Genomic DNA, 25,758 nt, shown 5'->3' with positions numbered 1-25,758 from the left:
TCAGGCATCTTGCGGCAGATGTCGTTTCTTTTTGCGTACGATTGCCGTATAATCCGGATAAGAATGGTTATCTTTGCAGAAAACATAATACACAATGCTTATGATTAAAAATCTAATGACATTCATTATTCTGCTTGCCGCCGTGGCGCAACCTGCCGTTGCCGGGAAACGTAAAGGACAGACAGACCGCGAGTACTGGTGCTCGCTGGCCTATAAAATGGCCCGGCCGGTGCTCGAAAAGATGGCCGACGGCCGCTTGCAGGCCGACATGCAGGTTGAGGTCAGCCCCACGTGGGATGGCCGTGACAGACGGGTGACGTATATGGAGTGCTTCGGCCGTCTGATGGCCGGCATTGCCCCGTGGCTCGCCCTGCCCGACGACGGCACGGCCGAGGGGGCCGGTCGCCGCCAACTGAGGGAGTGGGCGCTTGCGAGCTACAGGAATGCCGTGGATCCGCAGTCACCCGACTATCTGCTGTGGCGCAATGAAGGGCAGACGCTTGTAGATGCCGCCTACGTGGCGGAGAGTTTCGTACGTGCCTATGATGCGCTGTGGATGCCGCTCGACAGCGTTACAAAAGCACGGTATATAGACGAGTTTACCCGCCTGCGCCGTGTCGATCCGCCATATACCAACTGGTTTCTTTTCTCGTCGGTGATAGAGAGTTTTCTCGCCAAGGCTGGCGCGCCGTTCGACATGTTCCGTGTGAACACGGCCATCCGCAAGACCGAGGAGTGGTATGTGGGCGACGGATGGTATGCGGACGGTCCCGAGTTTGCTTTCGATTACTATTCGAGCTATGTCTTCCACCCGATGTATCTCGAAACGCTCCGCAACATGATAGACTCCAAGCGAGGCTCGCGCATAGACTATCCGAAATACTATGACCGTGAGTTGCGCCGCGCGCAGAAGTATGCCATCGTGCTCGAACGGTTCATATCGCCCGAGGGCACGTTCCCGGTCTTCGGCCGCTCTGTCCCTTACCGAATGGCAGCCATGCAGCCGCTGGCCTTGCTCGCACGCATGGAGAGATTGCCGCGCGAGCTGACTCCTGCCCAGGTGCGTTGCGCCCTGACGGCCGTGATGCGCCGCATGTTCGACCGTCACGAGAACTTCAACGAGGGAGGCTATCTCACCATCGGCTTCTGCGGCAGTCAGCCCGGCATTGCCGACTGGTACACCAACAATGGAAGCCTTTACATGGCATCACTCGCTTTCATGCCGCTCGGCCTTCCCGCCGACAATGCCTTCTGGTCGTCGCCCGCCGAGGAGTGGACGCAGAAGAAGGCCTGGGGCGGCGAGCCGTTCCCGAAGGACCATGTATGGAAAGACGAGATACGGACGAAAGACAAGTATTGACTTGCGGGCCGGCAGGTTGTCGGCAATCATGCCGGTCGAAAATAATAGAGGTATAAATAATAGTGTGTCAGCCCGGCCCCCATGTTGGTATGTTATGTGTAAATAAGCGGCTTTTTCTCTGATGCCCGTATGGCAATCCATACGGGCATTCTCCGTCATGATGTCATTGTATAGACTCTGTTGTATAAATGTGGTTTACAATACGAAAAAAGGCTGAGTGATTATAATCACTTAGCCTTTCTGTTTTCGGTGGGCCATCCAGGGCTTGAACCTGGGACCTCCAGATTATGAGTCTGTTGCTCTAACCAACTGAGCTAAAAGCCCGACAAAATCAGACAACCGTTCTGATTTCGAGTGCAAAGGTACGTTTAATAAATTAAATATGCAAATTTTTTATGCAAAAAGAAACTAAATAATTTTACATAGAGCGGTTGTTACGCCCTTTTTTGACTAACTTTGCACGAAGACAGGCGGTATGCCGGGCGCTCCGGGAGTGTTATGGCGGCCGGTCATCGGTATTATATATTGATTGATTGAAGATTATATTTTAAGTAAAAACCATATTTGGAAGTAAGGAATGGAAGAGAATAAAAATCGTCCCGAAGTGAGGACAGACGGTCTTACGGACGCAGAGGTGGCTCAAAGCCGCATCAAGCATGGAGAGAACATGCTCACCCCGCCGGTGAGGGTATCCCTTTGGCGGTTGTATATAGATAAGTATAATGACCCGATAATAAAGATATTGCTCGTCGCCGCGGGCGTGTCTCTCGGTCTGGCTTTCGTCGAAGGCAACTTCGCCGAGACGGCGGGAATATTCCTTGCCGTGTTTCTCGCCACTACTGTGGGATTTTGTTTCGAGCGTGACGCCGCCAGGAAGTTTGACGTGCTCACGGCAATGGGCGAGGAAGAGCCGGTGAAGGTGGTGCGTGGCGGCCGTGTGACGGAGATTGCCCGCCGCGATGTCGTTGTTGGCGATGTGGTGATAATAGAGACGGGCGACGAGGTGCCGGCCGACGGCGTGCTGTTTGAGGCCACCGACCTGCAGATAGACGAATCGGCGCTGACAGGTGAGTTGATTGCCTATAAAAGCACCGATGGCGTGGACGACGGGGCATATCCGTCGGATGTTGTGCTGCGGTCGACGATGGTAATGGCCGGTACGGGACGAATGACGGTGACGGCGGTGGGCGACGGCACGGAGATCGGGCATGTGGCAGGCAGTTCCACGGAGCTGACAGCGGTTAAGACACCCCTCAACATGCAGCTCGACAGGCTCGCCTCTCTGATAAGCAAGATTGGAACCGGCGTGGCAACATCGGCACTCGTGATATTTCTTGTACACGACATACTCACCAATCCACTTTGGCATACCGATGATTACATCGGGATGACGGGCGTGGCGCTGAGATATTTCATGATGGCCGTCACGCTTATAGTGATGGCTGTGCCGGAGGGTCTGCCTATGGCTGTCACCCTTGCGCTTGCCCTGAACATGCGGAGGATGCTTAAAAGCAATAATCTCGTGCGTAAGTTGCATGCCTGTGAGACGATGGGAGCCGTGACGGTGATATGCACCGACAAGACGGGAACACTGACACAAAACAGAATGCAGGTGGCCGAGATGGTCTCGGGATGTGATGAGTGCGGTTCCACTCAGTCACAGGTCATGCAAGGCAAACTGCCAATCGCCATCGCTGCCAACACTACCGCCGAACTGAACGACGGACAGGGGATAGGTAACCCTACGGAGGCGGCTTTGCTGTTGTGGCTCGAAGGCAACGGCGAGGACTATCGTATGTTGCGTGAAGAAGCGCGCGTGGTGGAGAGGCTTCCTTTCTCCACGGAGCGTAAATACATGGCCACGCTGTGCGACGTGGGTGGCGAGCGGTGGCTGTTTGTAAAAGGCGCGCCGGAGATAGTGATGGGGCATTGCGCCATGACGGATGGAGGGCGCAAGGAAATGACCGCCCGGCTGACGGCTTATCAGAACAAGGCCATGCGCACTCTGGCTTTCGCCTGCAAGCGTACGGACACGGTGGATATATCGGGGATGACGTTTCAGGGAATCGCCGCCATCAGCGATCCGTTGCGCAAGGAAGTGCCGGACGCCGTTCGGAGTTGCCGTGAGGCAGGCATCGACGTGAAGATCATAACCGGCGATACCGCAGCCACGGCCTTGGAGATAGCCCGGCAGATAGGCGTGGCGGATGCGGATGGTTTCCCGGTAGACGGAAGAGACGCCTCTCCGGGAAGAGATGATGAGGGATTGAGGATTGATATCACCGGCCCTGAGTTTGCCGCTTTGTCTGATGCGGAGGCTTATGAGCGTGTGAAAGAAATAAAAGTGATGAGCAGGGCACGTCCGACAGACAAGATGCGGTTTGTTGAGATGCTGCAAAAGCGTGGCGAGGTGGTGGCCGTCACGGGCGACGGCACCAACGATTCGCCTGCTCTCAACCATGCCCATGTGGGTTTGTCGCTCGGCTCCGGCACCTCGGTTGCCAAGAATGCGAGCGACATGACACTGCTCGACGACTCGTTTAACAGCATTGTCAAGGCCGTGCAGTGGGGCCGTTCGCTCTATCGTAATATCCAGCGGTTCGTCTTTTTCCAGCTGGTTGTCAATGTTACGGCATTGCTTCTTGTTCTCGGCGGGTCTATCATAGGTACCGAGTTGCCGCTTACCATACCGCAGATGCTGTGGGTCAACCTTATCATGGATACCTTTGCGGCGATGGCTCTTGCCTCGTTGCCGCCTGAAAGCGACGTGATGAATGAGCGTCCGCGCAGTCGCGGCGAGTTCATAATAAGCAAGTCGATGGGCAGGGCTATACTTATTATAGGAATATTGTTTTTCATCGTAATGTCGGCCATGCTCTATTATTTTGAGAATGTAGCCGGCGTGTCGGCCGAAGAGCTTACGGTCTTCTTCACCGTTTTCGTGATGTTGCAGTGGTGGAACCTGTTCAATGCCAAGGCGTGGGGCACGTGTGGCTCGGCTTTCCGCGGCTTCACGGCAGACAGGGGGCTGCTGCTCGTGCTTGCGATAGTGTTTGTAGGCCAGTGGCTTATAGTCACGTTTGGCGGCACAATGTTCCGCACGGTGCCTTTGTCTGCCGATACATGGATCATGATAATGGCCGGAACATCTCCCGTGATGCTCATAGGAGAGGTGTTGCGTATGATTTGCTCAAAGAGGGCGGCGGCTGTGTGACATCGTAAAGTGGAGACGGATATACGGTGAAGATTAATCAATCGGAATATGACAATCGTTAAATATACGGATATGGATGATGTCGCCGCGGAGTGTGTGGCCACTGTCGGTTTCTTCGACGGTGTGCATCGGGGGCATCGTTATCTGATAAAACAGGTGAAAGAGGAGGCGGAAAGACTGGGAGCGGAGGCCGTTGTAGTGACGTTCGACCGCCATCCCCGCCAGGTGCTCGGATGCGATTATCGCCCGAGAATGCTTAATACTCTTGACGAAAAGACGGCGCTTCTCGAGTCTACGGGTATCGACCGTTGCGTGATATTGCCGTTCGATGAAGCCATGTCACGTCTTTCGGCACGTGATTTCATGAGCGGTGTGCTTCGCGAGAGGATCGGAGTGAAAATTCTCGTGACAGGATATGACAACAGGTTCGGCCGTAACCGCAGCGAGGGTTTCGATGAATATGTTCGCCACGGTGTAGACATAGGCATGGATGTGGTTCTCGCCAAGCCGCTGATACTGAACGGAGTGAGCGTCAGCTCGTCCGTAATCCGTTCTTTTATTGAAGCCGGCGAGGTGGAAATGGCTGCCCTGTGTCTCAACAGCCATTACTCGATGACCGGTTGTGTGGTAGACGGAGAGCATGTGGGCAGGGGGCTCGGATTCCCTACCGCCAACATCGAGCCGGACGATGCAGACAAGATCATTCCCGCTACGGGTGTCTATGCCGTGTGGGTTGAGATGGACGGAGAGCCTGTCAGGTATCATGCGATGATGAACATAGGTTTCCGCCCTACGTTCGGCGGAAACCGCCGTACTCTCGAAGTGCATATACTTAATTTCTCGGGCGATATCTACGGCCGTAGGATCAGCGTGTCGTTCGTAGGCCGCCTGCGCACCGAACGTAAGTTTCATGGTGCGGCCGAGCTTGCCGCACAGTTGCGTGAAGACGCCCGTCTTGCTGTCGGGATACTGGAAGAGGATGTAAAAAAACAAACAACTGATATACGATTATGAAAAAAGCGTTTATATATCTCATGGTGTTCATGGGCCTGCAAGTAGGTGTGACCGCTGTCGTGATGTTGATAATGAGGTTGACCGGTGTTTCCGGTGACCCGTCGGCCGATAGCCTTATAATATCCATGGCGGCGTCAAGCATTGTCGCCGGAGCCGTGTTTCTGATTGCCCGGTGGGGCCGTGTGTCGCGCGATTATGTGCGGTCTCGTCCATGGGGGGTGCTGTTTTGGTGTGTGTTGGCCTCTGTCGGCATGGTGATACCATCCACATGGCTGCAAGAGAAGTTGCCGGAACTGCCCGATATGCTCGGCAGTCAGTTTGCCATGATATTGAAAAACCGCTACGGGTATTATGTGGTGGGGCTGCTTGTGCCGGTTGTCGAGGAGCTTGTTTTCCGTGGAGCTATACTGCGTGCGCTGCTCGCCGGTTTCAAGAAGCATTGGATAGCCATAGCCGTCTCGGCTCTGTTGTTTGCCCTTGTGCACGGAAATCCGGCGCAGATGCCCCATGCTTTGATCGCCGGGATGCTGCTCGGATGGATGTATTACCGTACGGGAAGCATTGTTCCGGGTGTGGCATATCACTGGGTGAACAACACGATAGCATATATACTATATAATATATTGCCGGATCCGAACGTCCCCCTCATCGTAATCTTCAACGGCGACGGGCGTGCGGTGCTGGCAAGCGTGCTGTTCTCGCTGTGCATCCTCCTGCCGTCCATATACCAGCTGAACATCAGGATGAAAAGAGCGGATGGCGGGAAGCCTGCCGTTCAGGATATATCCGGCGGAGTGTGATATACATGCGACCATGCGATAGCTGACGGTTTGTCGGGTGATTGCCGCATCGACATAATTTAATGAATAACCAAATAATCATCATGGAAAAACTCCTGCATTACGTATGGCGCCATCGCCTGATGCCGTCAATGTTGGCGACAACCGACGGCCGGTCGGTGGAACAGATAGATCCGGGACTTCCCAACAACGGAGCCGGACCGGATTTTTTCAATGCCAAGGTGAGAATCGGCGGTACGTTGTGGGTCGGCAACGTGGAGATACACGACCGGTCGGCTGACTGGGAGCTGCATGGCCACGGGCGAGACCGTGCGTACGACAATGTGGTGCTGCATGTGGCGGGAGATACAGACTGTGATGTATTCGATTCGCAAGGACGCCGTATACCGCAGATAAGGCTTGAGGTGCCGCCTCATGTGCTTGAAAACTATGAGACATTGCTGCATGAAGATAAATATCCGCCTTGTCACCGTGTTGTCGCCACGCTGCCCCGGCTTACCGCCCACTCATGGATGGCCGCGTTGCAGACGGAGCGTCTCGAACGAAAAACGGCCGATATACGTCGCAGGGCAGAGTTGTGCGGAGGCTCGTGGGAAGATGCCTGCTTCATCACGCTTGCCCGCAACTACGGGTTCGGCATCAATGGCGATGCCTTTGAGCAGTGGGCGTGCCGGGTGCCGCTCGCTGCCGTGGCCCATCATCGTGACGATTTGTTCCAGGTAGAGGCCGTATTCATGGGGCAGGCGGGGCTGCTCACCCCTGAGTCCATACCTGAGCGGTATCGCGACGGGGCGCTCGCCGATGATTACTATAAGCGTCTGTGCGGTGAGTATGCCTATCTGTCGCATAAGTTCGGTCTGTCTCCGATGGACTGGAAACAATGGAGATTCCTCAGGCTCAGACCGCAAAATTTCCCTCACATACGTATCTCGCAACTGGCAAACCTGTATCACGGTCGTAGGATGGGGCTGCGGGCGCTTGCCGAGTGCGATTCCGTTGACTCTCTTCGGGATATGATGCGCACTCATGTCACTCCATATTGGGAAACCCACTACACGTTCGCTTCGGAGAGCATGAAGAACGAAAAGCGCCTGTCGCCTTTCTCCCTCGACCTGCTTATGATAAACACGGCCATTCCGGTGATATTCGCTTACGGGCGGCATATATCCGATGAGCGGCTTTGCGAGCGTGCGGTTGATATGCTCGATGGTCTCAAACCTGAGAATAACCGGATAATAAGAATGTGGCGCGAGTGCGGACTCGACGTGCGTTCGGCCGGTGACAGTCAGGCATTGATACAGCTCAAAAACGAGTATTGCGACCGAAAAGACTGCCTGCGGTGTCGCTTCGGATATGAATTTTTAAAATCAGAGGAACGATGAGGCTTTTGGGATGAAAGGGTGTCCGTGAGTTGCGGTGTTTTTGGAGTGTACATAAGGTTTATTTAGCTTCAAGATAAGACAAGTTTACTCCCATGCACCTTTCCCGCTCGACAATAAAACTCATTTAATTCAGCAAAATATAAATGACAATGATGGAATATCAATTTGAAACGAAGATGGAAGTCCGCGACTATGAGTGCGACATCGAAGGAATAGTGAACAACGCCAACTATCTGCATTATGCGGAGCATACACGACATTTATATCTCAAAAAGTGCGGACTGAGTTTCGCCGAGATGCACCGCCGTGGCATAGACGCGGTGGTGGCGCGGATGAATCTGCAATACAAGGTGCCTTTGCGGTGCGACGATGAGTTCATGTCCCGTCTGTATGTGGAGAAAGTGGGCTTGCGGTATGTGTTCCACCAGGATTTCTACCGTCTGCCCGATGAGCGGCTTTGCTTCAAGGCCGTGACCGAGGTAGTGTGCCTCGTTGACGGCAAGATGTCCGGGTGCGACGAATACGACGGAATACTATGACGGCCGGCAACGACACCCTTTATGCGATGGCGCTGACACGTATCAGCCATTTCAATTATGCCGCCGCTCTCGCCCTCTATCGTGAGTTGGGCAATGCCCGTGCCATATACGACCATCGTGCCGATATCGGCGACATTGTCGACGGCTGTTCGCCAAGGCTCTCCGCTGCCCTCGCGTGCTGGGATGAGCCCCTGCGGCGTGCAGAGGCCGAGATGGAGTTCATGCAAAAGCACGGAATCAGGCCGCTCACACTTGCCGACGACGGTTATCCGCAGCGGCTTAGGGAATGTGCCGATGCACCTATCGTGCTCTACTATCGGGGTTCGGCAGACCTCAACGCCCTCCGCGTCATAAGCATGGTGGGCACACGTCATGGCACAGTCTACGGGCAAGACCTCATAAGCAGGTTTATGGCCGACCTCAGAGACCTGTGCCCGCAGACGCTTATCGTCAGCGGCCTGGCATACGGTGTCGATATCTGCGCGCACCGCAATGCGCTGGACCACGGTTTCGATACCGTGGCGGTACTTGCCCACGGGCTTGACTATATCTATCCGTCGTCGCACAGGGACACCGCCGTGCGGATGCTCGACCATGGCGGTCTGCTCACCGAGTTCATGTCGTCTACCAAGGCCGACAAGGTGAACTTCGTGCGGCGCAACCGTATAGTGGCGGGCATGGCCGACGCCACTGTTGTCGTTGAGTCGGCGGCCAAGGGCGGCAGCCTTATCACGGCGGGTATAGCCCGTGGCTATTCGAGAGACGTGTTTGCCTTTCCCGGTGCCGTTGGCGCGGCAGGTTCAGAGGGGTGCAACAATCTGATACGCGACAATTGCGCCGGTCTTATCACCTCGGCTTCCGATTTCGTGCAGGCCATGGGGTGGGAAGATGCCGCGGCGCTGAGCCGTGCCAAGGCCTCCGGTATAGAGCGTTCGCTGTTTCCCGACCTTACAGGTGATGAGTCGCGGATAGTGGATCTGCTGAATACGGCCAACGACTTGCAGGTGAACATAATAACGGCGAAGACCAATCTACCCATAAGCCGTGTCACCTCGTTGCTCTTTCAACTCGAGATGAAAGGCGTGGTAAAGCCGCTTGCCGGTGGGATGTATCATTTGCTGGGCAGGTGAATGTTATGATATTTGACAACGAAAGAATGCTGACAACCATAATAAACCGATTGACATGAAAATAGGCAATATAGAATTTGGCTCTCGCCCGGTGTTTCTCGCACCGATGGAAGATGTGACAGATATTGGCTTCCGTACGCTGTGCAAGCGTTTCGGGGCATCGATGGTATATACTGAGTTCGTAAGCGCCGAGGCGTTGGTGCGGTCGGTGAAGTCGACGATGGGCAAGCTGGCGATAAGTGACGATGAGCGTCCCGTGGGAATACAGATCTACGGCCGCGACGTAGAGTCGATGGTAGAGGCCGCCCGCATCGTGGAGCAGGCCCGCCCCGACGTGATAGATATCAATTTCGGCTGCCCCGTGAAGAAAGTGGCCGGTAAGGGAGCGGGTGCGGGCATGTTGCAGAACATCCCGTTGATGCTCGACATCACACGTGAGGTGGTCAAGGCGGTCAACGTTCCCGTGACGGTGAAGACGCGCCTGGGCTGGAACAGCGAGCAGCTCGTCATCACGGAGCTTGCCGAGCGGTTGCAGGACTGCGGCATACAGGCGCTCACCATCCACGGACGCACCCGTGCGCAGATGTATACCGGCACGGCCGACTGGACGCTGATAGGCGAGGTGAAGCGCAATCCCCGCATTCATATTCCGATAATAGGCAACGGCGATATCACCGCTCCCGAGGAGGCGCGTCTCGCTTTCGAGCGTTACGGCGTAGACGCGATAATGGTTGGCCGTGCCACGTTCGGCCGCCCGTGGATATTCAAGGAGATAAGGGATTATTTCAATTCGCGGGCTGTTGGCGATGGGGCTGTCATGGGGGGTGAGACCGGTGGATTGGCTATGGATGCCTCTCATCCGCTTACGCTCAACGACAAAATCGACATACTCGAAGAGCAGCTTCGCATCAATGTGGAGCGTATAGACGAGTATCGTGGTATATTGCATACACGGCGGCATCTTGCCGCAAGCCCCATATTCAAGGGTATACCTGATTTCAGGCAGACACGTATTGCCATGTTGCGGGCATCTACGGTAGAGGAGCTGGTGGGCATACTGGAAGACGTGCGGCGGCGCCTCGCTGAGTGACGAGGCTGTGCACGCTCACGTCTTTGTACGAATAAAATCACGGATTTAACACTTTGTTTTCTGTTGAAATAGAAACCGAAGATGATACACACCGATATACAAGACGCGATATGCCGCTTTTCGCCATCCGGCGAAAAGCGGCTTTTTTTTGCGACGGGATGCCCGTTGGAGTGCGTTGGGTTGCCAATCGCGTCGCGTTTGGCGTCCCGTTGGCTTGCGTTTAGCGTCTGAATGCGAGGCAACGGGACGCTGAATGGAAAAAATAGTGAGGGTAGGTGGGATAGGTTTGGTAGGGGATGTAGGTGTGGTAGGTGTATTAAGCTGACGCACAGATACTTGCGGGAAGCGGCTCATAATTCGCTTATTTTCGGCCTCCTGCTTTTTATTTCAAAACGAGCGGGTTTTAAAATGAGTTTTGTCAAATAGTTTCTTAAAAGATGAGAAATGGTAATATGGGGAAGACAATATGGGGAAGATAGGAAGCGATGATATGTGGGCGCCCCGACAGAATATTCTGTCGGGGCGCCCACATATCATCGTCTTTCACCCATTAAAAGACCTTGCCGGTCTTTATGGTCCTGCCTTTTTCCCGGATGATGTATATACCCTTTCCGAGATTGTTTTTAGATACTTTCCTTCCAGAGAGGTCGTAGTATTCCGCCTGTCCACGGGATGTTTCCGTGGTCGAGATACCGCTTGTCTCGCCGGATACGGTCGCGGTGTATTCTTCCGACGGCATTGATTTGAGGTCGGCCGATGTCGCCGTTATGCGCAGCCCGTATTTGGCATTGTGCTCAAGCGTATTGAATGTGTACGACAAAACGTTGCCCACATTCAAGTCCCGGTAGCCGTCGACCGGTGTGCGCTCCGTTCTTACATAGCTTGCGGTCACGTCGTCCACAACAAGGAAACCGCTCTCCCGGCTGTATCTTATGCGTACCTTGTCGGCCGGGTCGATGGCGGCCGTCACCACTCCGCCTTCATCCTGCGGCACTATCTGCTCCACCTCGTGCCACTCTCCGTCGGCAAATCTGTCAATGCACACGCTGCCGTTGCCGTTTCTCAGTCGGCACCAGAGCGACAGGCCGGTGATCTTGCTGTCTGGATAGGCCACCTCTATGTAGTCGCCGTCTGCCGACATGCGCAGCGAGGGAGACGCCTCGCCGTAGTATCCGGCTATCGAATAGTATGTGGTGCTGCTGGTGCTCCACAGTTGGGGTATACCCTCGGCACGCTCGCCGAAGTCGTAACCGCCGGTCTCGGTTTCTGTGCCGGCAGAGTGCTTATACAGGTTGACGATATATCCGTCCGCGTCCTGCACGGCATCCCATGCGGCTGTAAATCCGTCAGAATATACAGCGGTGGCCGTGACACCTGTCGGGATGACCTTCTCGAATGCCAGTTCGAGTGTCTTCACTCTTGTGGTCTGCGGCTCCGAGCGGTAGCTTCCGAAACCGGCCGTCACCGTGATTTCATATTCCGTGGCCGGTTTCAGGCCGTTGATGTGCAGTGTCTGTGCCTTGTCGAACGTGGCGTTGTCCATGCCCTCTATGGGAGTCCTGCCGTCGTCAGGCCCGATTTCGTTAATGCTTACTATATAGTATGCGGCGTCTTCGGTGCCGCTCCATGTGATGGTGAAGCTGCTGTCGGCGGTCTCGGTCACGGTGATGGCCTCCGGTGATGCGGGCTTGTAGCCTGTTCCGGCCAGTGCGAAGCGTATGTTATCGGGCGTTTCCATCACCTCGTCGAGAGCGAGCAGGCTGCTGCCGTCCCAAGCCTTGAAGTCAAACTGCCTGATGTTGTCTGTTCCGGGGAACGGGTCGGCCTTGCGTGTGCCCGTGCTCCTCACTCCGTCTGCCGCGACGATGTCTACCCGCTGGTGGTTTGTCACAGTGTTCACCGTGTTTTCTTTCCATGCCGTTTCGTCCATGTCTATGTGCCATGCGAGCATGCCGTGTCCCGGCAGATATGTGTCCCAGCCGGTCTGTTGGCGGTTCTCGAAGATGAAATACTCGTTTTCCTTTCCCGGCACGGTCACGCGGTATGCCTTGTTAGACTGTTTCAGGTCGGCTATGGCCTTCACTCCTGCCTCGTCCGGTGCCATCTCGGTGTAGTCGAGCCATCCCAGCTCGGCGCGCTCGAATGCCGAGAATACCGGCGGTGTGTTGCCGTCGTTGTTGTAAGAGCCTGTAGCCATGGTGTCCCACTCGCCCACGGTGTATGTCCGCGAGTCGGCCGAGTCATAGTGGTCTGCCAGTCCGAGCACGTGTCCGAACTCGTGTACGAACGTGCCTATGCCTGCCGGTACCTTGTCTGTGATGTGGAAGCGCAGTTCGTTGCTGCACGCATAATGGTTTATTCTCTTGCCGTCGCAGGTCAGGTCTATGCCCCAGCCGGCCAGCTCGGCGGAGTGCGGCCATATAGACAATGTGGCTCCGGGTGTGTCTGCCTGTCCCGGACCGGCATAGAAGCAGTAGATGTTGTCCACATAACCGTCGCCGTCGCCGTCAAACTGTGTGAAGTCAACGCCGCTGTCGATGGCCTTGCACACGTCCACTATCATCTCGTGGGCATGATAGTCCGTGCCCGGCGTGTCGCCTCCGTAGTAGTCTGACGGCTTGTCGAGCTTTATGGGCCCCACGACAACAAAGTCGGGATCGAACATTCCGGCCGAGCTTGCGATGTAGAAGTCGCGCGCGCTGCCGGTGGCTCCGTTGCTGTGGGTAAATCCTTGCTCGTTGAGCATGCGGTTGTAGAAGTAGTGCGGGTCTGTCATGGCCGTGAAGCCTATATCGCTGAACTCCACGAGCACCACGAGGGTTTTCTGCCTGCCGATGGTAGGGAAGTCGGTCAGCTTTATGCGTTGCTGGATTCCGGCCCTGCTTTTACTCCTGTTCTTGGCGGCTGTGGCGCTACCGCAGGCGCTTTTCCTGGCCGTGGATAGTAGTGCGGCTTTTTCTATTCCGCTTATGTTGATGGTACGCAGATATGCCGCTGCCTTGGCGTCGCGCCGTGATGCGTCTGCCGCGACCATTCCGCTGCCGCCTATCCGGCCGTCTGCCGTGATGCATGCGTACTCGAAGTTGCGTGTGTCACGGTTGTAGAACAACGGGTACCCGTCTGTCGTCCGTGTGATGTGGGCATGCTCGTCGCCGGCCATCACCACCGTTACAAAGCTCCCGTCGGCCTGCCTTACTTGTTTGGGGCGTGGGTCGGCGGGCACGGCTGTTGCCGATTGCGACATTATTGCCGCCGCGAATAGTGCGAGTGTGATTTGCTTTATGTTCATTTTTACGTACTGGTATTATCTGTGTTTGGCGGCATCCGCCGGGTGGTGGGGCTGTGTTCGCTTGGCTCGGTAACCCGTCGTCTGCCGTCAGGCAATTAAAAAGCGGGGCGGAGCGCCGCTGTCTTTCGACACCTCCGCATCCGTCCCGCTTGCCTTACTTTATCGTTTATCCCGTAGTATGTTATTTTAATACAATCTTGCTTGTGGCCGTATGTCCGGCGGTGTCTGTCGCCACGATGACGTATACACCCTTGCTCATGCCCGATGTGCTCATGGTTGAGCCGGCGTTGTCGGCAGCAAGCTGTCCGTTGATGTTGTAAACGGAAATCCTGGAAGCGCCATCGGCTACGATGTTGCCGTCGCGGAATGTGATGGCCGGGCCGTTGCCGTCGGCTGTTATTCCGTCTATTGCTGTGGTGACACCGTTGATGAGGCATGTTGCGGTCAGTGTGCCGGCGGTAGCCGTGATGGTGGCCGTGCCCGTTTTCTTGCATTTTACCTCAATGGTGATGCTGTTGTCGCCCTCTTCGACGATTTCAGCCTCGGCCACGCTGTTGTCTGAAGACACTACGTCTATCATGCTCGGGTCGGCTCCGTAGAGTGTGGCGACGATGCGTACGCTCTCGTTTTCAACCACGTTTACGGCGCTCTGGCTGAGTGTCAGCGACATTGGGATGTTCTCGAAGTAGAGCACCGGCAGCTTGCCAGCCTCTTTCCAAGGCTCTGCCGCTGTGTTGCCGTATGCGAAACCGATGCCTTTGAGGAAGTCGGTCGTAAGGTCGGCAACACTCTTTGTGGCACCCTCGGATGTGGTGTCGTCCGTATATTCCACGGCGGCGTCGTTCCATTTTACGGCTGTTGTGGCATAGTTCTTGGCGAAGCCCTTGTCTTCCGCTTTTCCGCCGGCATCCTCAGCGGCGTTTACGATGGTGTATCCGGCTATGCGGTGAACGCTCTTCATGGCTTTGGCAGTGAGGTCGATTTCCGCTCCGGTGTCGGGATCGGTGGTCACATTAGGCTCTGCCGTGACATTGATTTCGGCATTCATGATGTTGCCTGTGACGTCGGTTGCCTCGACAAGCTCGCCCGCTATGCCTCCAACGGCAAACTTACCCCAGCGTGTGGGAGCGTCGGCGTCGATGGTTCCGTTGGCGATGCAGTTTGTGATCAGGCCCTTGTTGTTGTCCACTCCGACGATACCGCCCACGGTGTTCTGAGCCTTTATTGCAGCGTCTACACGGCAGTTGGTCACATTGGCGTCTCTCTCGGTCTCTCCGACTATTCCGCCGAGTGTGTTGGCGGCGGTGAAAGTTCCGGTTGCGGCACAGTGGTCGGCCGTTGTTCCGGTGCGCATGTTGCCTACGATACCGCCGGCAACGCTTGTCTCAGGCAGGTTGATGACGCCGTTGAACGAGCTTGAAGCGATGGCGGTGTATGTAGTGCCTTGGCCGATCAGACCGCCGATGGCGTCTGTAGAGCCGTTGCCCTCAATGCGTGCGCCATAGACGTGGATGTCCGTGATCGATGTCTTGGTCGTCGCTCCGGCCACGAATCCTGCGTATGTGGTCTGCGGGTTGACAACGAGAGTGGGGTCGGTGATGATGATGTTCTTTATCTGTGTGCCCTCCTCCGTCTGGCGGAACAGTCCGGCCTTGCCGTTGTTGTCGTCTATTGTAAGGTTCATCAGTTTGTGTCCGTCACCGTCGAGTATGCCGCCGAACGTGTCTATCGGCTTCCATGTCTGCAGGCTGTTTGACATGTCGATGTCGGCAGCCAGCTTGTAAGCCGCTTTCGGGGCTTTCTCTATCTGCTTCATATCGCCGGCGGTGGATATGAGATAGGGGTTGTTCTCGGTTCCGTCTCCGCCTTTGGCAAATTTGTTGAACGGCAGCGGGTAGAAATCAATGCTGTATTCGCCGGTATTGTTGTTCATATAACCCACGATGAACTCAGGACGTGAAGTGTTGTTGTCGAGAATGGCACTTGTCATCATCTTATATTCGTCGTCTCCGCTGTATTTGCGGATGAACTCGCCGTTCTCCTTAGCCACGACCACCACGTTGTCGAGTACGGTGCTGTTGTCGCGTTTTATTTTGGCGATGAAGCAGTATTCGTGCTCGTCGTCGGTGTCGAATGTATAGGGATTCATGGCGTCGTCGTTGAGCAGCGGTGTGAAGTACTGTGCGTTTGGACCGAGGTTGAACTTAGTGAAGTGATCGAGTTTCAGGTCGGTGGTGTACCATCCGAGCAGAGCTATTACGTTCTTGTCCGCGTCGCCCTCGGCGTATGCCATCTTAATGACGTACTGGTAAGAGTCGCCCACCGGAGCGCGGTTTATGTCGGCCGAAATCTTGTTGCCTTCGATGGATGACGGTATGCGTGTTTTCTTCTCGCAAGAGGGCATATCCACCATCTGGATGAACTGGTCGCTGCCGATGGTCTGTATGAAGGCATACTGGTCGCTTTGTCCGTTTATCGAAGACAATGGGAACCATGTGTCTGTGACATAGTCGCAGATGGTGTTGACATGCTTGCCTTCCGAGTAGACCTCGAAGCGGAACCTGTTGCTGTCGTCAGACTTGATGTAGTCGTATAGGGTCACCGTATAGTTCAGCTTGTCGTCGCCGGTGAAGTAGCCTTTCGTGAGGTCATTGTATGAGAACGTGCCGAACGAGGCAAATGCCGGCCACAGGGCGTCGGGAGCTTTGGTGAGCGGTATGGCCAGGGAGTCTATGCGGTTGAAGTTTCTGTCGAATGTCTCTATCACGTAGAAGTTGTTCTCTGTGGGTATGGGGTCGAGCCCGATGTTTGAGTCGGAGTCGAAATCAAAGTCATATCCCGAAGCCCACGGTTTCTCATAGTGGGTGTACAGATAGTAGGGGGTGCCTTCTACATCGTATGCGTGGAAAGCCGGACCGTCGCTGTAGCTGACTTTCTCGAAGTCGATAGTGAAAGTGTGTTCCAGTTCGGGTGTTGTGTTGTTCCATCCTCCCGGCTTGTAGATGTCAACCTGTATGTAAGAGGTATCCTCGCCGATGTAGTTGTTTGTGAGCAACAGTCTCTGATATACGTCCCATGAGTTCTTGACGGACTCTGTCATCTGTGCCACTCCCTTGAAAGCGGCCACCTTTTCACTGTTCATGTTGTAGGCGAAGGTCGAGTCGATGGTGACTCCGGGAGACGGAACCTCATGATAGTAGATGGGTATTTCGAGTGTCTTGTCGTTCTTGTCAAAAAACTTTGTTGTAATCTGGCCGAACGGCTCTATCACGTTCACGACCTTATCCTGTGGTACTTGGATATTGATACGGCCACGCTCTTTGTGGGTGTTGTCGTAGACCACGATTTCGGTCTTGTCGTAGTACCAGTCGTTGCGTGTGGCTATACTTTGGGTATAGGTCCATGTGGTCTTGTCCGGACCTTCGATGTAGCCGAACTGATGGCTCTTCATGTTGAATATCGGTTCGTCGCCGGCACCTGCCTGTGTGGGGCTGTATGATACCGATGATGGGCCGAAGCCTGCTTTTTCAAATTTCGCCGCTGTGGCAGACTTGGCTGCTTGCCTTTCGGAGTGCACGGCGACAAAGTTGCGCTTGGCGTTGTCAAAACGCCTTAGGCCGTTGGCTGCCTTGCTTTGCGCATTGGCATCAACAGCCGTTCCTGCCATCAGGAGTGACAGGGCGAAAAGTGTAAACTTTCTCATAAACGATTATTGAATATTAAAAATAATTAAAATTGCATTTTGATAAAAACGTCTAATTCTAAACTGCAAAGTTAAGTTTTTGTTGATAAGTACATTATAAATATGCGATTAATTAAACTTTAATTAACATTTTTATGCAGTTATGATGCCGGTATTGTAAATATTGTTTGTGGTTTTTCTTAAAAACGTATATTTATGCAATGTTTGGCATGCGGTTGGCGTTGATAGCGGTTGCTGTAGCGAGCGGTTTTTTAAAAGGTAGGAAAGGCAGTTGTAAAAATCATCCGGTTGCGCCTTTGTTGTGTATGCAATCCGTTGAATTGCATTTAGATAACGGCAGTGCCGAATCTGACGGACAAACGGTTTGCGGCGGTGTCCGGACGTAGCGTGTCGGGCATGCCGTTGATGGGCAAGAAAACTATGGATGCACCGTGACGGGAGGATTCAATGCAACATGTCGGTCGGTGTTTTTGCATATTTATACCGTTTTTGCAAACTGTCTGTACTGTTTTTGTGCTTTTGTCAATTCACGGCCGGCAATAAACCGGTAGAAATGGACTCTAATCAATATGCGACTGCCGGTGAATAAACATGCGCAAACGTACTTTATGTTTAATAAATTTAACCATAAAGAATAAAAAGTGAACTATATGTGCATCTCGGCGTATTACTTTTGCAATCGATATCAAAAACAAAAACAGAGTGGCATGCGACTCTTAGAAAGCGTCTGCCGATGATGCGGCGGAATGTATGAAGGTAACTTTAATAATTTAAGGACAATGATGATTTACTACAACAACACACACGTCAAAGCCGGCGACGAAAGCCGCAGGGCTATCGAAGCGCGACAGGAAAGGGAGGCTCGCGAACGTATTACGGAGGAGTTTGTGGCTCTTTTGAGTCTTGATCCTGACGAGGGGGCAAGGTGGACGGGAACGGTGACCGACCTGATGGAGGCGACACACATAGCATACACGCAGGGCACGATATGCGACTCGGAGGGAAACACGTGCACATTCACGCAGTTGGTGACCGGTATTTGCGATACGCTGCACGTAAAGCGGCCGCGCAATCCGGCCGGATGCGCATATCAGGCCGCACAGCGGAAGGGAGTGCGGAAGAACTCATTGATATACAGATATATGCGGCAAATGTTTCACTCGGCCGTGGAAAAACCGCTTTCAAGTAAAGTGATCAAATAAAAACAGATACCATGAAACTGACAACACACTTTTCGCTCGAAGAGATGATACGCTCGGGCGTGGCGATAAGCCGGAGAATAGACAACACGCCGACAGTGGAGGACATAGAGCGGATGTGCCTGCTGTGCGAGAATGTGCTCGAACCGATACGTCGGCGGTTCGGGGTGACGAGGATTTCGAGCGGATACCGCTCGCGGGAGCTAAACAAAGCCGTGGGAGGGGCACCATCCTCGCAGCACATGAGGGGAGAGGCGGCGGACATACATATATCAGATATGGAGACGGGGATGAAGATATATGACTTCGTGCGGAAGCACTTGGACTTCGACCAGATGCTTTTTGAGCACAGGATGAGCAACGGATGCCGCTGGCTGCACATTTCATATACCGCGCGGCGCACAAACCGAAGGCAGGCACAGACCGTGCGGTGCTGACGGAGACGGCATGTTTTCAGATGCCGGAGAGCGGCCGGATGCCGGACGGCCGGCATGCTATCGGGAAGAGTAGGCCGATGTGTATCGTGATAACGCTTGACAAAGGGTTTAAAATTCACTACCTTTGCAATGTCTTCCGGAAAGACAAGCGACAACAATTTTTCATTAACCATTTTAAAATTAAGGAAAGGAACAAAAACTATGGCAGTACATTACAGACTTTATCAGAACAAAAACAAGAAAAGCGCTTTTTTCAATAAGTGGTATGGCAGGGCGGTGGTGCTCGATACCGTGACTACCGACCAACTGGCAGACACCATAGAGGCCAACTGTACGGTGAAGCGGGCGGATATTCTCGCGGTGATCAGTGAACTGGTGGTGACGATGAGAAAAGAGTTGCAAGACTCCAAGAGGGTGAAACTCGACCGTTTCGGTTCGTTCAAGCTCGGCATCAGTACATCGCCGAGTGAAACGGTGAGAGATTTCGGTGTGAACCAGAACCTTCGCGACATACACATTATATTCCAGCCGGAGGTGAAGATATCCAAGGAAGGCAGACGGGTGAAGGCGTTTCTCGAAGGATGCAAGGTAGCCGAGCTGCCAAAGAACACCGTGATGAAAGAGACCGCCGGGGCTGACGTACCCGCGGTATGACGATGAGACTCACGGTATGCTGGAAGACGGTTTTGATGCCGGTCGGCAGTGAATGTCCGTCTTTCAGGACGGAAGCGGGATAATAAATGCGTGGCGGCGAGATTGTTTTAGGCATGAGCCGCCACGCTCAGTGAAAAAGAATACCATGACAAACAACGACACAAAAATGAGTAAGATAACCATAAAGAACATCAAGTTGATAATAAAAGTGATAGCAACCGTGGCCACGGCACTGCTCGGTGCCCTCGGTGCGACATACGTATAGAGGTGAGAAAAAGATATATCAAGGAAACTTAGAACTTAAAGGGTAAAATGGTGAAAGTGGTAAATACGGTAAATCACAGCTTTAGCTTCTTTACTTTTTTACCTTTTTACCTTTTTACCTTTAAAAAAAGTGCTAACTTTGCAGTTCTAAGATATACACGGACAAACGGATGAACGAAGATTTTGACATAAGGCAGGAACGGGCTTCGGCAGAGAAAGACTTTGAGAATGCATTGCGGCCGTTGCGGTTTGGTGATTTCAGCGGACAGCAGAAGGTGGTGGAGAATCTCGAAGTGTTTGTCGAGGCCGCCAAATATCGTGGTGAGCCGCTCGACCATACCTTGCTCCACGGACCTCCCGGACTGGGAAAGACAACACTGAGCAATATTATCGCTAATGAGCTTGGAGTGGGATTTAAGATAACGAGCGGGCCGGTGCTCGACAAGCCCGGCGATCTGGCTGGAATACTGACCTCGCTCGAACGCAACGATGTGCTGTTCATCGACGAGATACATCGATTGTCGCCTGTGGTGGAGGAATATCTGTACTCTGCCATGGAAGACTATCGGATAGACATAATGATAGACAAAGGACCGTCGGCGCGCTCTATACAGATAGACCTGAACCCGTTTACACTCGTGGGAGCTACAACGCGTGGCGGACTTCTCACGGCGCCGTTGCGTGCCCGTTTCGGTATAAACATGCATCTTGAATATTATGACCCGGATACGCTGACGAAGATAATAAAGCGCTCGGCAGATATTCTTCGGGTGCCGATATATGACGATGCGGCCATGGAGATAGCCAGGTGCAGCCGAGGTACGCCGCGTATAGCCAACGCTTTGCTGCGCCGTGTGCGTGACTTTGCGCAGGTGAGAGGCACTGGACGCATTGACCTTGGTATCACGACGATGAGTCTCTCTGCACTGAACATTGACCGGTATGGGCTTGATCAGATAGATAATAAGATTTTATTGACTATAATAGACAAGTTCAAGGGTGGCCCGGTGGGCATCAGTACCATTGCCACAGCGATAGGAGAAGACTCCGGTACGGTGGAGGAGGTATACGAACCGTATCTCATAATGGAGGGTTTCATAAAGCGGACTCCGCGCGGACGTATGGTAACCGAACTGGCTTACCGTCATTTCGGGCGTAATCCTTACACCGGAAACATCATGCATCCGGAACTGTTCTGACTAAGTCGGGAGATAATATGGGAGTCGTGAGTGATTGTCCCAGAAGCATGAAAGGTTGTAATGAAAGATTTGATATGAAAAGTTCGGAACTAAGAGCGTATCACGCAGAAGGATGATTGGCATGCGATATTCATGGTGTCGCAATATCTGTCCGAGGGATACGTATGATATGGGATTACGGTTGGTGTGATATATTCTTTTGGTAAATATGGAAATACAGAGATGCGGGACGTTAAGTAATAGATAAATAATATCTCAAAGTTCATTATTCTGTGCTTTTCACTGTTGTCATTTGACTTGATTCATGACAGATAATATAGGCAAGAGGTCTCTTGATACTTCGGATTTACAATTTAATTACCCTTGTTTCACTAAGTAAATATCATAAAAATTTATGTTTAAAACGGCGATATATTCGGGCAGTTTCGACCCGTTTACCATTGGACATGACTCAGTAGTGAGGCGTGCGCTTCCTATTTTTGACAAGATTATAATCGGTGTAGGGGTGAATGAGAACAAGAAATATATGCATTCACCGGAGAAAAGGGTGGCTGATATTGCCGCTCTATATGCAGATGAGCCGAAGATAGAGGTTAAGTCGTATTCCAATCTCACGGTAGACTTTGCCAGGAATGAGGGTGCTGGCTTTATAATCAAGGGAGTGCGAAGTGTGCGTGACTTTGAGTATGAGCGTGAGCAGGCTGATATCAACCTCAGAATTGGTAATATAGAGACGGTTCTTTTCTATGCCGAGCCACACCTGGCGAGTGTCAGTAGCAGTGTAGTGCGTGAACTTATGCACTTCGGGCGTGATGTAAGTGAGTTCCTGCCGCGGCGCTGACAGATGCTTCTTTTATGTATGAATGCTTATGAAATGGGCATGAGTGTGTGTTATTTGAAGCATTGAGATTTTTTTTTGGGGGGGGTAAGGATATATTTTCGGTCTAATATGATCGGGCACTACTTGATTCTTTTCTTTCATAAAATTTTCTTCATTTTGCAAATGTATAAAATAAAAAATACGAGATTCAAACTTGAATCCCGTATTTCCATTTACACAAAATATTTTATAGTGCCTATTATGACGGTAAAACATTTCGAGTATATGATAAAAACATTTCCGGGGCATGAATATTTCATGCCCCGGAAGTTTATAGAATACCGTTCAATGAAGTATTATATTTGGCAGCTTCTGTATTTTGCTAACCACGAACATCTGCTTGATACCTCATTACATGTTAAACATATATGATATACGGTTCGTATACCTCATTCCTTTCTTTTTGATTGAGTTCTTTTTTATGTTTGTTGAATGGAGTATATTTACCGTTCATGTGATGCCTTTCCCTTATTATTACGGAGCTTTTTCCTTATCGGATTGGTTTTCTCCTGTTTTTCTGTCCGGGCACTTCATTCAACGGAAGATGACGTTTTCACGTTTTCGATAAGACTTATTGTCTTTGTCATTATTTGTTGATGAACTTCTTGCCGTTCTTGATCATCAGGCCTTTGAAGTTGTTGTTTACGCGCTGACCGGCCATGTTGTATGCCGGAGCGTCAACATTCTCTGTATTGGCTTTGATGTCGTTGATACCGTCTTCTGTTCCGAGGTTTATCGAAACGTTCTGATAAGCCACAGCCTTGTTGTTTCCGATACCGTATACAACGATGCGGAGAGTAATCTCGTATGCGTCCTCGGGGAAGTCGGCTGGTGCCGGGATAGTGTATGTCGTGGCACCGGCATCGCATGAAGCGGGTTTTGATGCGTCCTCGCGGGAAGGCTCTGCGCCTACGATTTCTCCTTCTGCGCCAGTTGCCTCAACCCATGCGCCTGTTCCGTCAGACACTGTTGCCCAGTTTTCACCGTTGATGAGCCAGTCTGATTCATAGTCGGCTTCGGCTGCCGCGATAAGTTTTGCGTTGATACGCACGGCATCTGTACCGAGACGTGTGGCGTTGAACTGTACGTTATTCAATGACAATACCTTTTTTATATCGCCTTCTTCGATTTTGAAGTCAATGTACTGGCCGGCGGCATAAGCCTCGTCGATAGTCTTAATAGCTGCATCAGAAGCACATGTGGGAACCCACTTGATGATAGCCGGTGTAGCCTCAGAACCGAATTGGATAGATGTTCCACTTGCGTCCTTGTGGCTTTTCTGGCATGTTGTGGGAGGGAAGATTATTCCTGTTCCTGCCGTAACGGCATGGGCTTTGATAGATTCGCTGCCGCTTACCACGCCATCCAGTGTGTAATCAGCCTCAGTCATGTTCTTGCCATCGGCAGAAGCGGTCTCGCAAGACCATTTTACTGATTGGGCGTTAACCGCAACGCTCGCAAACAGCGCTGCTGCAAAAAGTAAACTCTTTTTCATAATTACTTGTTTTTGATTGTTAATAAAATGATTGTATTTATATGGCTTGCCGGCAACACTTTTTGGAGAATTTGCCGGCAAGCCGTTGTTCACTAAGTAGTACTTATTCCTTTTTTCTGCTAATGCGAGCCGATATGATTGATTTTAATCTTGATGGTCTCATCGGATCAATCGCCCGCCATGTTGTCCCACGGTTTGTTTTCCGGTTTGTGCTATCAATGTCAGCATTCGGCACTATTCGCCGTCTGTGCTTGCAGCCACGTATCCCGGGTTCTGGTCTTTCTCACTGATGGCGCCGTTGAGGTTGATGACATCCTGCGGCAGCGGTCTGAACCAGCGTATTCTTCCGTCAGGACCTTTCATGTCGTCTGCCGATGTCACGCCGCTGTTATGCTTCACGTTGTAGCTTACCAGTCGTTTGGTGCGTCGGAGGTCCATCCAGCGGTAGTATTCTCCGCACAGTTCGCGTGCGCGCTCATCGAGGATTACATCGATCGGGTCGAGATTTGTCTCGAACGGGACGTTGCCTATGCCGGAGCCGTTGTTATACGAGTTGGCCGTTCCGTCTGAATAGTGGCGCTTGTATGACGCATAGCTTGTCAGTTTTTCCGCCTTTGCGCGTTCACGCACCACGTTGAGGCGTTGCAGTGATAGCGGCTCGTCGCCCGCCATGTAGTATGCCTCGGCTGCCATGAGGTAAGATTCGGTCAGGTGGGCCAGCACGATATTGTGGAACGATACGCCCTTTGTCGTGTTTCTCTTCGACTCGTAGTCGTCAAACTTGCGCACGCATATCGTCTGGCTTGTCTGTGTACGGCTGACGGAGTATCTTTGCTCGCTTTTCGTATATGTGATTTTGCCTGTACGCTTGTTTATAGACACCTTGATGTAAATGCAGGGATCGGATGTCGAGTAGACATTGGTCGTCTTATGTCCTTCCGCGCTTGTGTTGTATTTATCGAGCGTGCTGAGGTCCGTATACCATGCCGGGAAGTAATAAAGGATCTCTGTCTTGTCCGTTACCGGTTCCGTGTACCAGCTCATATACGAGCGCAACTGGCTTACCATGAACGTTCCGTCAAATCGTTCGTCGCCCGGTTCGAAAAGATATATCAGTTTCTCGCTTGCCGGGAATTGCGAGTCGGTATACTTTGTCTCTGGCAGGTCGTCGTTATAGTAGTTTCCGAAGTGGGCCATCTGCTTGTTGCCTGTCGTGGTCTCGTCCTGTCCCGATATGCCGCGGGTGTACTGTATGGCGAAGAGTATGTCGTCGTTGTTGTCGTTCTTCACGTCCCACATGTCGCTGAAAGAGAGCGATGGCGTCTTTCCGGCGATGGCCTTGTCGGCATATTGTGCCGCCAGCCCGAAGTAGGTGCGGTCGGTAACCGCCAGGTTGCTGCCGTCGTCGTTGGCTGTCGTTCCGGTATCCCATCCCCATGCGAGATACACTTTGGCCATCAGGTTGTATACCGCCCTCATGGACACGCGTCCGGTGTGGTCTTCTTCCGGCAGTGCGTTGGCCGTTTCCACGCTTTTCAGCAGGTTTATTATATAGCCATATACCTCTGTCTGGCTCTTGCGCGGGAACGAAGTCATCACGCTTGTGATATAGCTGTCAGACACGGGCACACCTCCGAACTGCTGTGTCAGCAGGTAGTAGTAAAGGGCTTTGAGGAATTTCGCCTCGTTGAGTCTTTTCTGTACGTTGCTGCCAGCCGCGCCTTTGTTTGCATAGTCGATGACGGTGTTGCACTGCTGTATGCCGTCGTAGCATGCCTTGTAGAAGTTGAGCAGCGTCTTGTTCTCCGCGTTCAGGTTCTTGTATGTTGCCAGTGCGGCGTCGGCATAGTTCGAGCGTCCTTTCTCGTAGAGGTCTGTTCCGCTGATGAACAGGTTTACAGGGTCACCGTCATATATGGCCCTCAATTTGAAATAGGGGGTGGTGCTGAGGTTCTCGAAGCCCTCTTCCGACATGAAATATTTTTCAGATTCCACGTTCGATTTGTTTTCGGCATCAAGGAAGTCGCTGCATCCGGTGAGTCCGATACATCCTGCCATTACCAATGCCGACATTAATATTTTGTTTCTCATATTCTTTTCAATTTTAAA

General features: G+C 52.5%; 18 protein-coding genes and 1 tRNA gene. 14 read left to right on the top strand and 5 right to left on the bottom strand.

Translation table 11 applies throughout. The features are described 5' to 3' along the window. The first annotated feature begins 100 nt into the window (after nucleotides 1-100). The gene (locus HPS53_RS03005; protein ID WP_104370295.1) at nucleotides 101-1,360 is read left to right on the top strand and encodes a DUF2264 domain-containing protein; all 1,260 of its coding nucleotides are present in this window, start codon (nucleotides 101-103) and stop codon (nucleotides 1,358-1,360) included. Nucleotides 1,361-1,610: 250 nt separating this feature from the next. Here the strand turns inward: HPS53_RS03005 and HPS53_RS03000 are convergent. Continuing rightward, nucleotides 1,611-1,684 (bottom strand) — tRNA-Ile (locus tag HPS53_RS03000). Between the two features lie 253 nt (nucleotides 1,685-1,937). Between HPS53_RS03000 and HPS53_RS02995 the strand changes: the two genes are divergently transcribed. The 7 genes from HPS53_RS02995 (at nucleotide 1,938) to dusB (ending at nucleotide 10,529) form a co-directional block, all read left to right on the top strand. Next, nucleotides 1,938-4,574 (top strand): cation-translocating P-type ATPase, encoded by a 2,637-nt coding sequence (locus HPS53_RS02995; RefSeq protein ID WP_172204272.1) that lies wholly within the window; start codon nucleotides 1,938-1,940, stop codon nucleotides 4,572-4,574. A gap of 48 nt (nucleotides 4,575-4,622) precedes the next feature. Beyond that, entirely contained in the window at nucleotides 4,623-5,588 is a 966-nt protein-coding gene (locus tag HPS53_RS02990) for a bifunctional riboflavin kinase/FAD synthetase (RefSeq protein WP_104368591.1), read from the top strand. Next, on the top strand, nucleotides 5,585-6,388 hold the full coding sequence (locus HPS53_RS02985) for a CPBP family intramembrane glutamic endopeptidase (RefSeq protein ID WP_104368590.1): 804 nt from the start codon (nucleotides 5,585-5,587) through the stop codon (nucleotides 6,386-6,388). Before HPS53_RS02990 ends, HPS53_RS02985 begins: the two co-directional genes overlap by 4 nt. Before the next feature lie 83 nt (nucleotides 6,389-6,471). Next, nucleotides 6,472-7,770, top strand: a complete 1,299-nt coding sequence (locus tag HPS53_RS02980; RefSeq protein WP_172204270.1) for a DUF2851 family protein — start codon at nucleotides 6,472-6,474, stop codon at nucleotides 7,768-7,770. Between the two features lie 149 nt (nucleotides 7,771-7,919). Then, entirely contained in the window at nucleotides 7,920-8,309 is a 390-nt protein-coding gene (locus HPS53_RS02975; RefSeq protein WP_172204268.1) for a thioesterase family protein, read from the top strand. Further along, complete coding sequence (gene dprA, locus HPS53_RS02970; RefSeq protein WP_172204266.1) at nucleotides 8,306-9,439, top strand: DNA-processing protein DprA; 1,134 nt, start codon at nucleotides 8,306-8,308, stop codon at nucleotides 9,437-9,439. Before HPS53_RS02975 ends, dprA begins: the two co-directional genes overlap by 4 nt. Nucleotides 9,440-9,494: 55 nt before the next feature. Continuing rightward, nucleotides 9,495-10,529 (top strand): tRNA dihydrouridine synthase DusB, encoded by a 1,035-nt coding sequence (gene dusB / locus HPS53_RS02965; RefSeq protein ID WP_104368588.1) that lies wholly within the window; start codon nucleotides 9,495-9,497, stop codon nucleotides 10,527-10,529. Between the two features lie 550 nt (nucleotides 10,530-11,079). Here the strand turns inward: dusB and HPS53_RS02960 are convergent. Both HPS53_RS02960 and HPS53_RS02955 read right to left on the bottom strand, forming a co-directional pair. Continuing rightward, nucleotides 11,080-13,818: a M6 family metalloprotease domain-containing protein gene (locus tag HPS53_RS02960; RefSeq protein ID WP_172204264.1), complete on the bottom strand. Its 2,739-nt coding sequence runs from the start codon at nucleotides 13,816-13,818 to the stop codon at nucleotides 11,080-11,082. 181 nt (nucleotides 13,819-13,999) lie between these two features. After that, nucleotides 14,000-17,521, bottom strand: a complete 3,522-nt coding sequence (locus HPS53_RS02955) for a T9SS type A sorting domain-containing protein (protein WP_172204262.1) — start codon at nucleotides 17,519-17,521, stop codon at nucleotides 14,000-14,002. A gap of 779 nt (nucleotides 17,522-18,300) precedes the next feature. Between HPS53_RS02955 and HPS53_RS02950 the strand changes: the two genes are divergently transcribed. The 6 genes from HPS53_RS02950 (at nucleotide 18,301) to coaD (ending at nucleotide 22,115) form a co-directional block, all read left to right on the top strand. After that, nucleotides 18,301-18,723, top strand: a complete 423-nt coding sequence (locus HPS53_RS02950) for a hypothetical protein (RefSeq protein ID WP_104369266.1) — start codon at nucleotides 18,301-18,303, stop codon at nucleotides 18,721-18,723. An 11-nt stretch (nucleotides 18,724-18,734) separates the two neighbouring features. Then, complete coding sequence (locus HPS53_RS02945; protein WP_172204260.1) at nucleotides 18,735-19,157, top strand: D-Ala-D-Ala carboxypeptidase family metallohydrolase; 423 nt, start codon at nucleotides 18,735-18,737, stop codon at nucleotides 19,155-19,157. Between the two features lie 201 nt (nucleotides 19,158-19,358). Further along, nucleotides 19,359-19,811 carry an HU family DNA-binding protein gene (locus HPS53_RS02940; RefSeq protein ID WP_172204258.1) on the top strand — a complete coding sequence of 151 codons (453 nt, stop codon included), beginning with the start codon at nucleotides 19,359-19,361 and terminating at the stop codon, nucleotides 19,809-19,811. A 166-nt stretch (nucleotides 19,812-19,977) separates the two neighbouring features. Beyond that, a complete protein-coding gene (locus HPS53_RS02935; RefSeq protein WP_158249565.1) occupies nucleotides 19,978-20,076 on the top strand; it encodes a smalltalk protein in 99 nt (32 codons plus the stop codon). Between the two features lie 169 nt (nucleotides 20,077-20,245). Then, nucleotides 20,246-21,274, top strand: coding sequence for a Holliday junction branch migration DNA helicase RuvB (gene ruvB, locus HPS53_RS02930; protein ID WP_104369269.1), 1,029 nt, complete (start codon nucleotides 20,246-20,248; stop codon nucleotides 21,272-21,274). Between the two features lie 394 nt (nucleotides 21,275-21,668). Beyond that, entirely contained in the window at nucleotides 21,669-22,115 is a 447-nt protein-coding gene (gene coaD / locus HPS53_RS02925; RefSeq protein WP_172204256.1) for a pantetheine-phosphate adenylyltransferase, read from the top strand. 625 nt (nucleotides 22,116-22,740) lie between these two features. Here coaD and HPS53_RS02920 read toward each other — a convergent pair. Together HPS53_RS02920 and HPS53_RS02915 are read right to left on the bottom strand one after the other, a co-directional pair. Continuing rightward, a complete protein-coding gene (locus HPS53_RS02920; RefSeq protein WP_146078672.1) occupies nucleotides 22,741-23,649 on the bottom strand; it encodes a hypothetical protein in 909 nt (302 codons plus the stop codon). Between the two features lie 234 nt (nucleotides 23,650-23,883). Then, complete coding sequence (locus HPS53_RS02915; protein ID WP_104369272.1) at nucleotides 23,884-25,740, bottom strand: RagB/SusD family nutrient uptake outer membrane protein; 1,857 nt, start codon at nucleotides 25,738-25,740, stop codon at nucleotides 23,884-23,886. Nucleotides 25,741-25,758: the final 18 nt, after the last annotated feature.

It is taken from the genome of Prevotella sp. PTAC (genome assembly GCF_013166535.1).
Lineage (GTDB): Bacteria > Bacteroidota > Bacteroidia > Bacteroidales > Bacteroidaceae > Prevotella.
This window is presented reverse-complemented; position numbering and strand designations above follow the sequence as displayed.

Bases quoted from the DNA above. Each gene is read 5' to 3' on its own strand.
- HPS53_RS02975 (WP_172204268.1), top strand. From the start codon at position 7,920: ATGATGGAATATCAATTTGAAACGAAGATGGAAGTCCGCGACTATGAG.
- HPS53_RS03005 (WP_104370295.1), top strand. From the start codon at position 101: ATGATTAAAAATCTAATGACATTCATTATTCTGCTTGCCGCCGTGGCG.
- HPS53_RS02935 (WP_158249565.1), top strand. From the start codon at position 19,978: ATGAGTAAGATAACCATAAAGAACATCAAGTTGATAATAAAAGTGATA.
- HPS53_RS02945 (WP_172204260.1), top strand. From the start codon at position 18,735: ATGAAACTGACAACACACTTTTCGCTCGAAGAGATGATACGCTCGGGC.
- HPS53_RS02955 (WP_172204262.1), bottom strand. From the start codon at position 17,521: ATGAGAAAGTTTACACTTTTCGCCCTGTCACTCCTGATGGCAGGAACG.
- HPS53_RS02960 (WP_172204264.1), bottom strand. From the start codon at position 13,818: ATGAACATAAAGCAAATCACACTCGCACTATTCGCGGCGGCAATAATG.
- HPS53_RS02915 (WP_104369272.1), bottom strand. From the start codon at position 25,740: ATGAGAAACAAAATATTAATGTCGGCATTGGTAATGGCAGGATGTATC.
- coaD (WP_172204256.1), top strand. From the start codon at position 21,669: ATGTTTAAAACGGCGATATATTCGGGCAGTTTCGACCCGTTTACCATT.
- HPS53_RS02920 (WP_146078672.1), bottom strand. From the start codon at position 23,649: ATGAAAAAGAGTTTACTTTTTGCAGCAGCGCTGTTTGCGAGCGTTGCG.
- dusB (WP_104368588.1), top strand. From the start codon at position 9,495: ATGAAAATAGGCAATATAGAATTTGGCTCTCGCCCGGTGTTTCTCGCA.
- HPS53_RS02950 (WP_104369266.1), top strand. From the start codon at position 18,301: ATGATGATTTACTACAACAACACACACGTCAAAGCCGGCGACGAAAGC.
- HPS53_RS02985 (WP_104368590.1), top strand. From the start codon at position 5,585: ATGAAAAAAGCGTTTATATATCTCATGGTGTTCATGGGCCTGCAAGTA.
- ruvB (WP_104369269.1), top strand. From the start codon at position 20,246: ATGAACGAAGATTTTGACATAAGGCAGGAACGGGCTTCGGCAGAGAAA.
- HPS53_RS02990 (WP_104368591.1), top strand. From the start codon at position 4,623: ATGACAATCGTTAAATATACGGATATGGATGATGTCGCCGCGGAGTGT.
- dprA (WP_172204266.1), top strand. From the start codon at position 8,306: ATGACGGCCGGCAACGACACCCTTTATGCGATGGCGCTGACACGTATC.
- HPS53_RS02940 (WP_172204258.1), top strand. From the start codon at position 19,359: ATGGCAGTACATTACAGACTTTATCAGAACAAAAACAAGAAAAGCGCT.
- HPS53_RS02995 (WP_172204272.1), top strand. From the start codon at position 1,938: ATGGAAGAGAATAAAAATCGTCCCGAAGTGAGGACAGACGGTCTTACG.
- HPS53_RS02980 (WP_172204270.1), top strand. From the start codon at position 6,472: ATGGAAAAACTCCTGCATTACGTATGGCGCCATCGCCTGATGCCGTCA.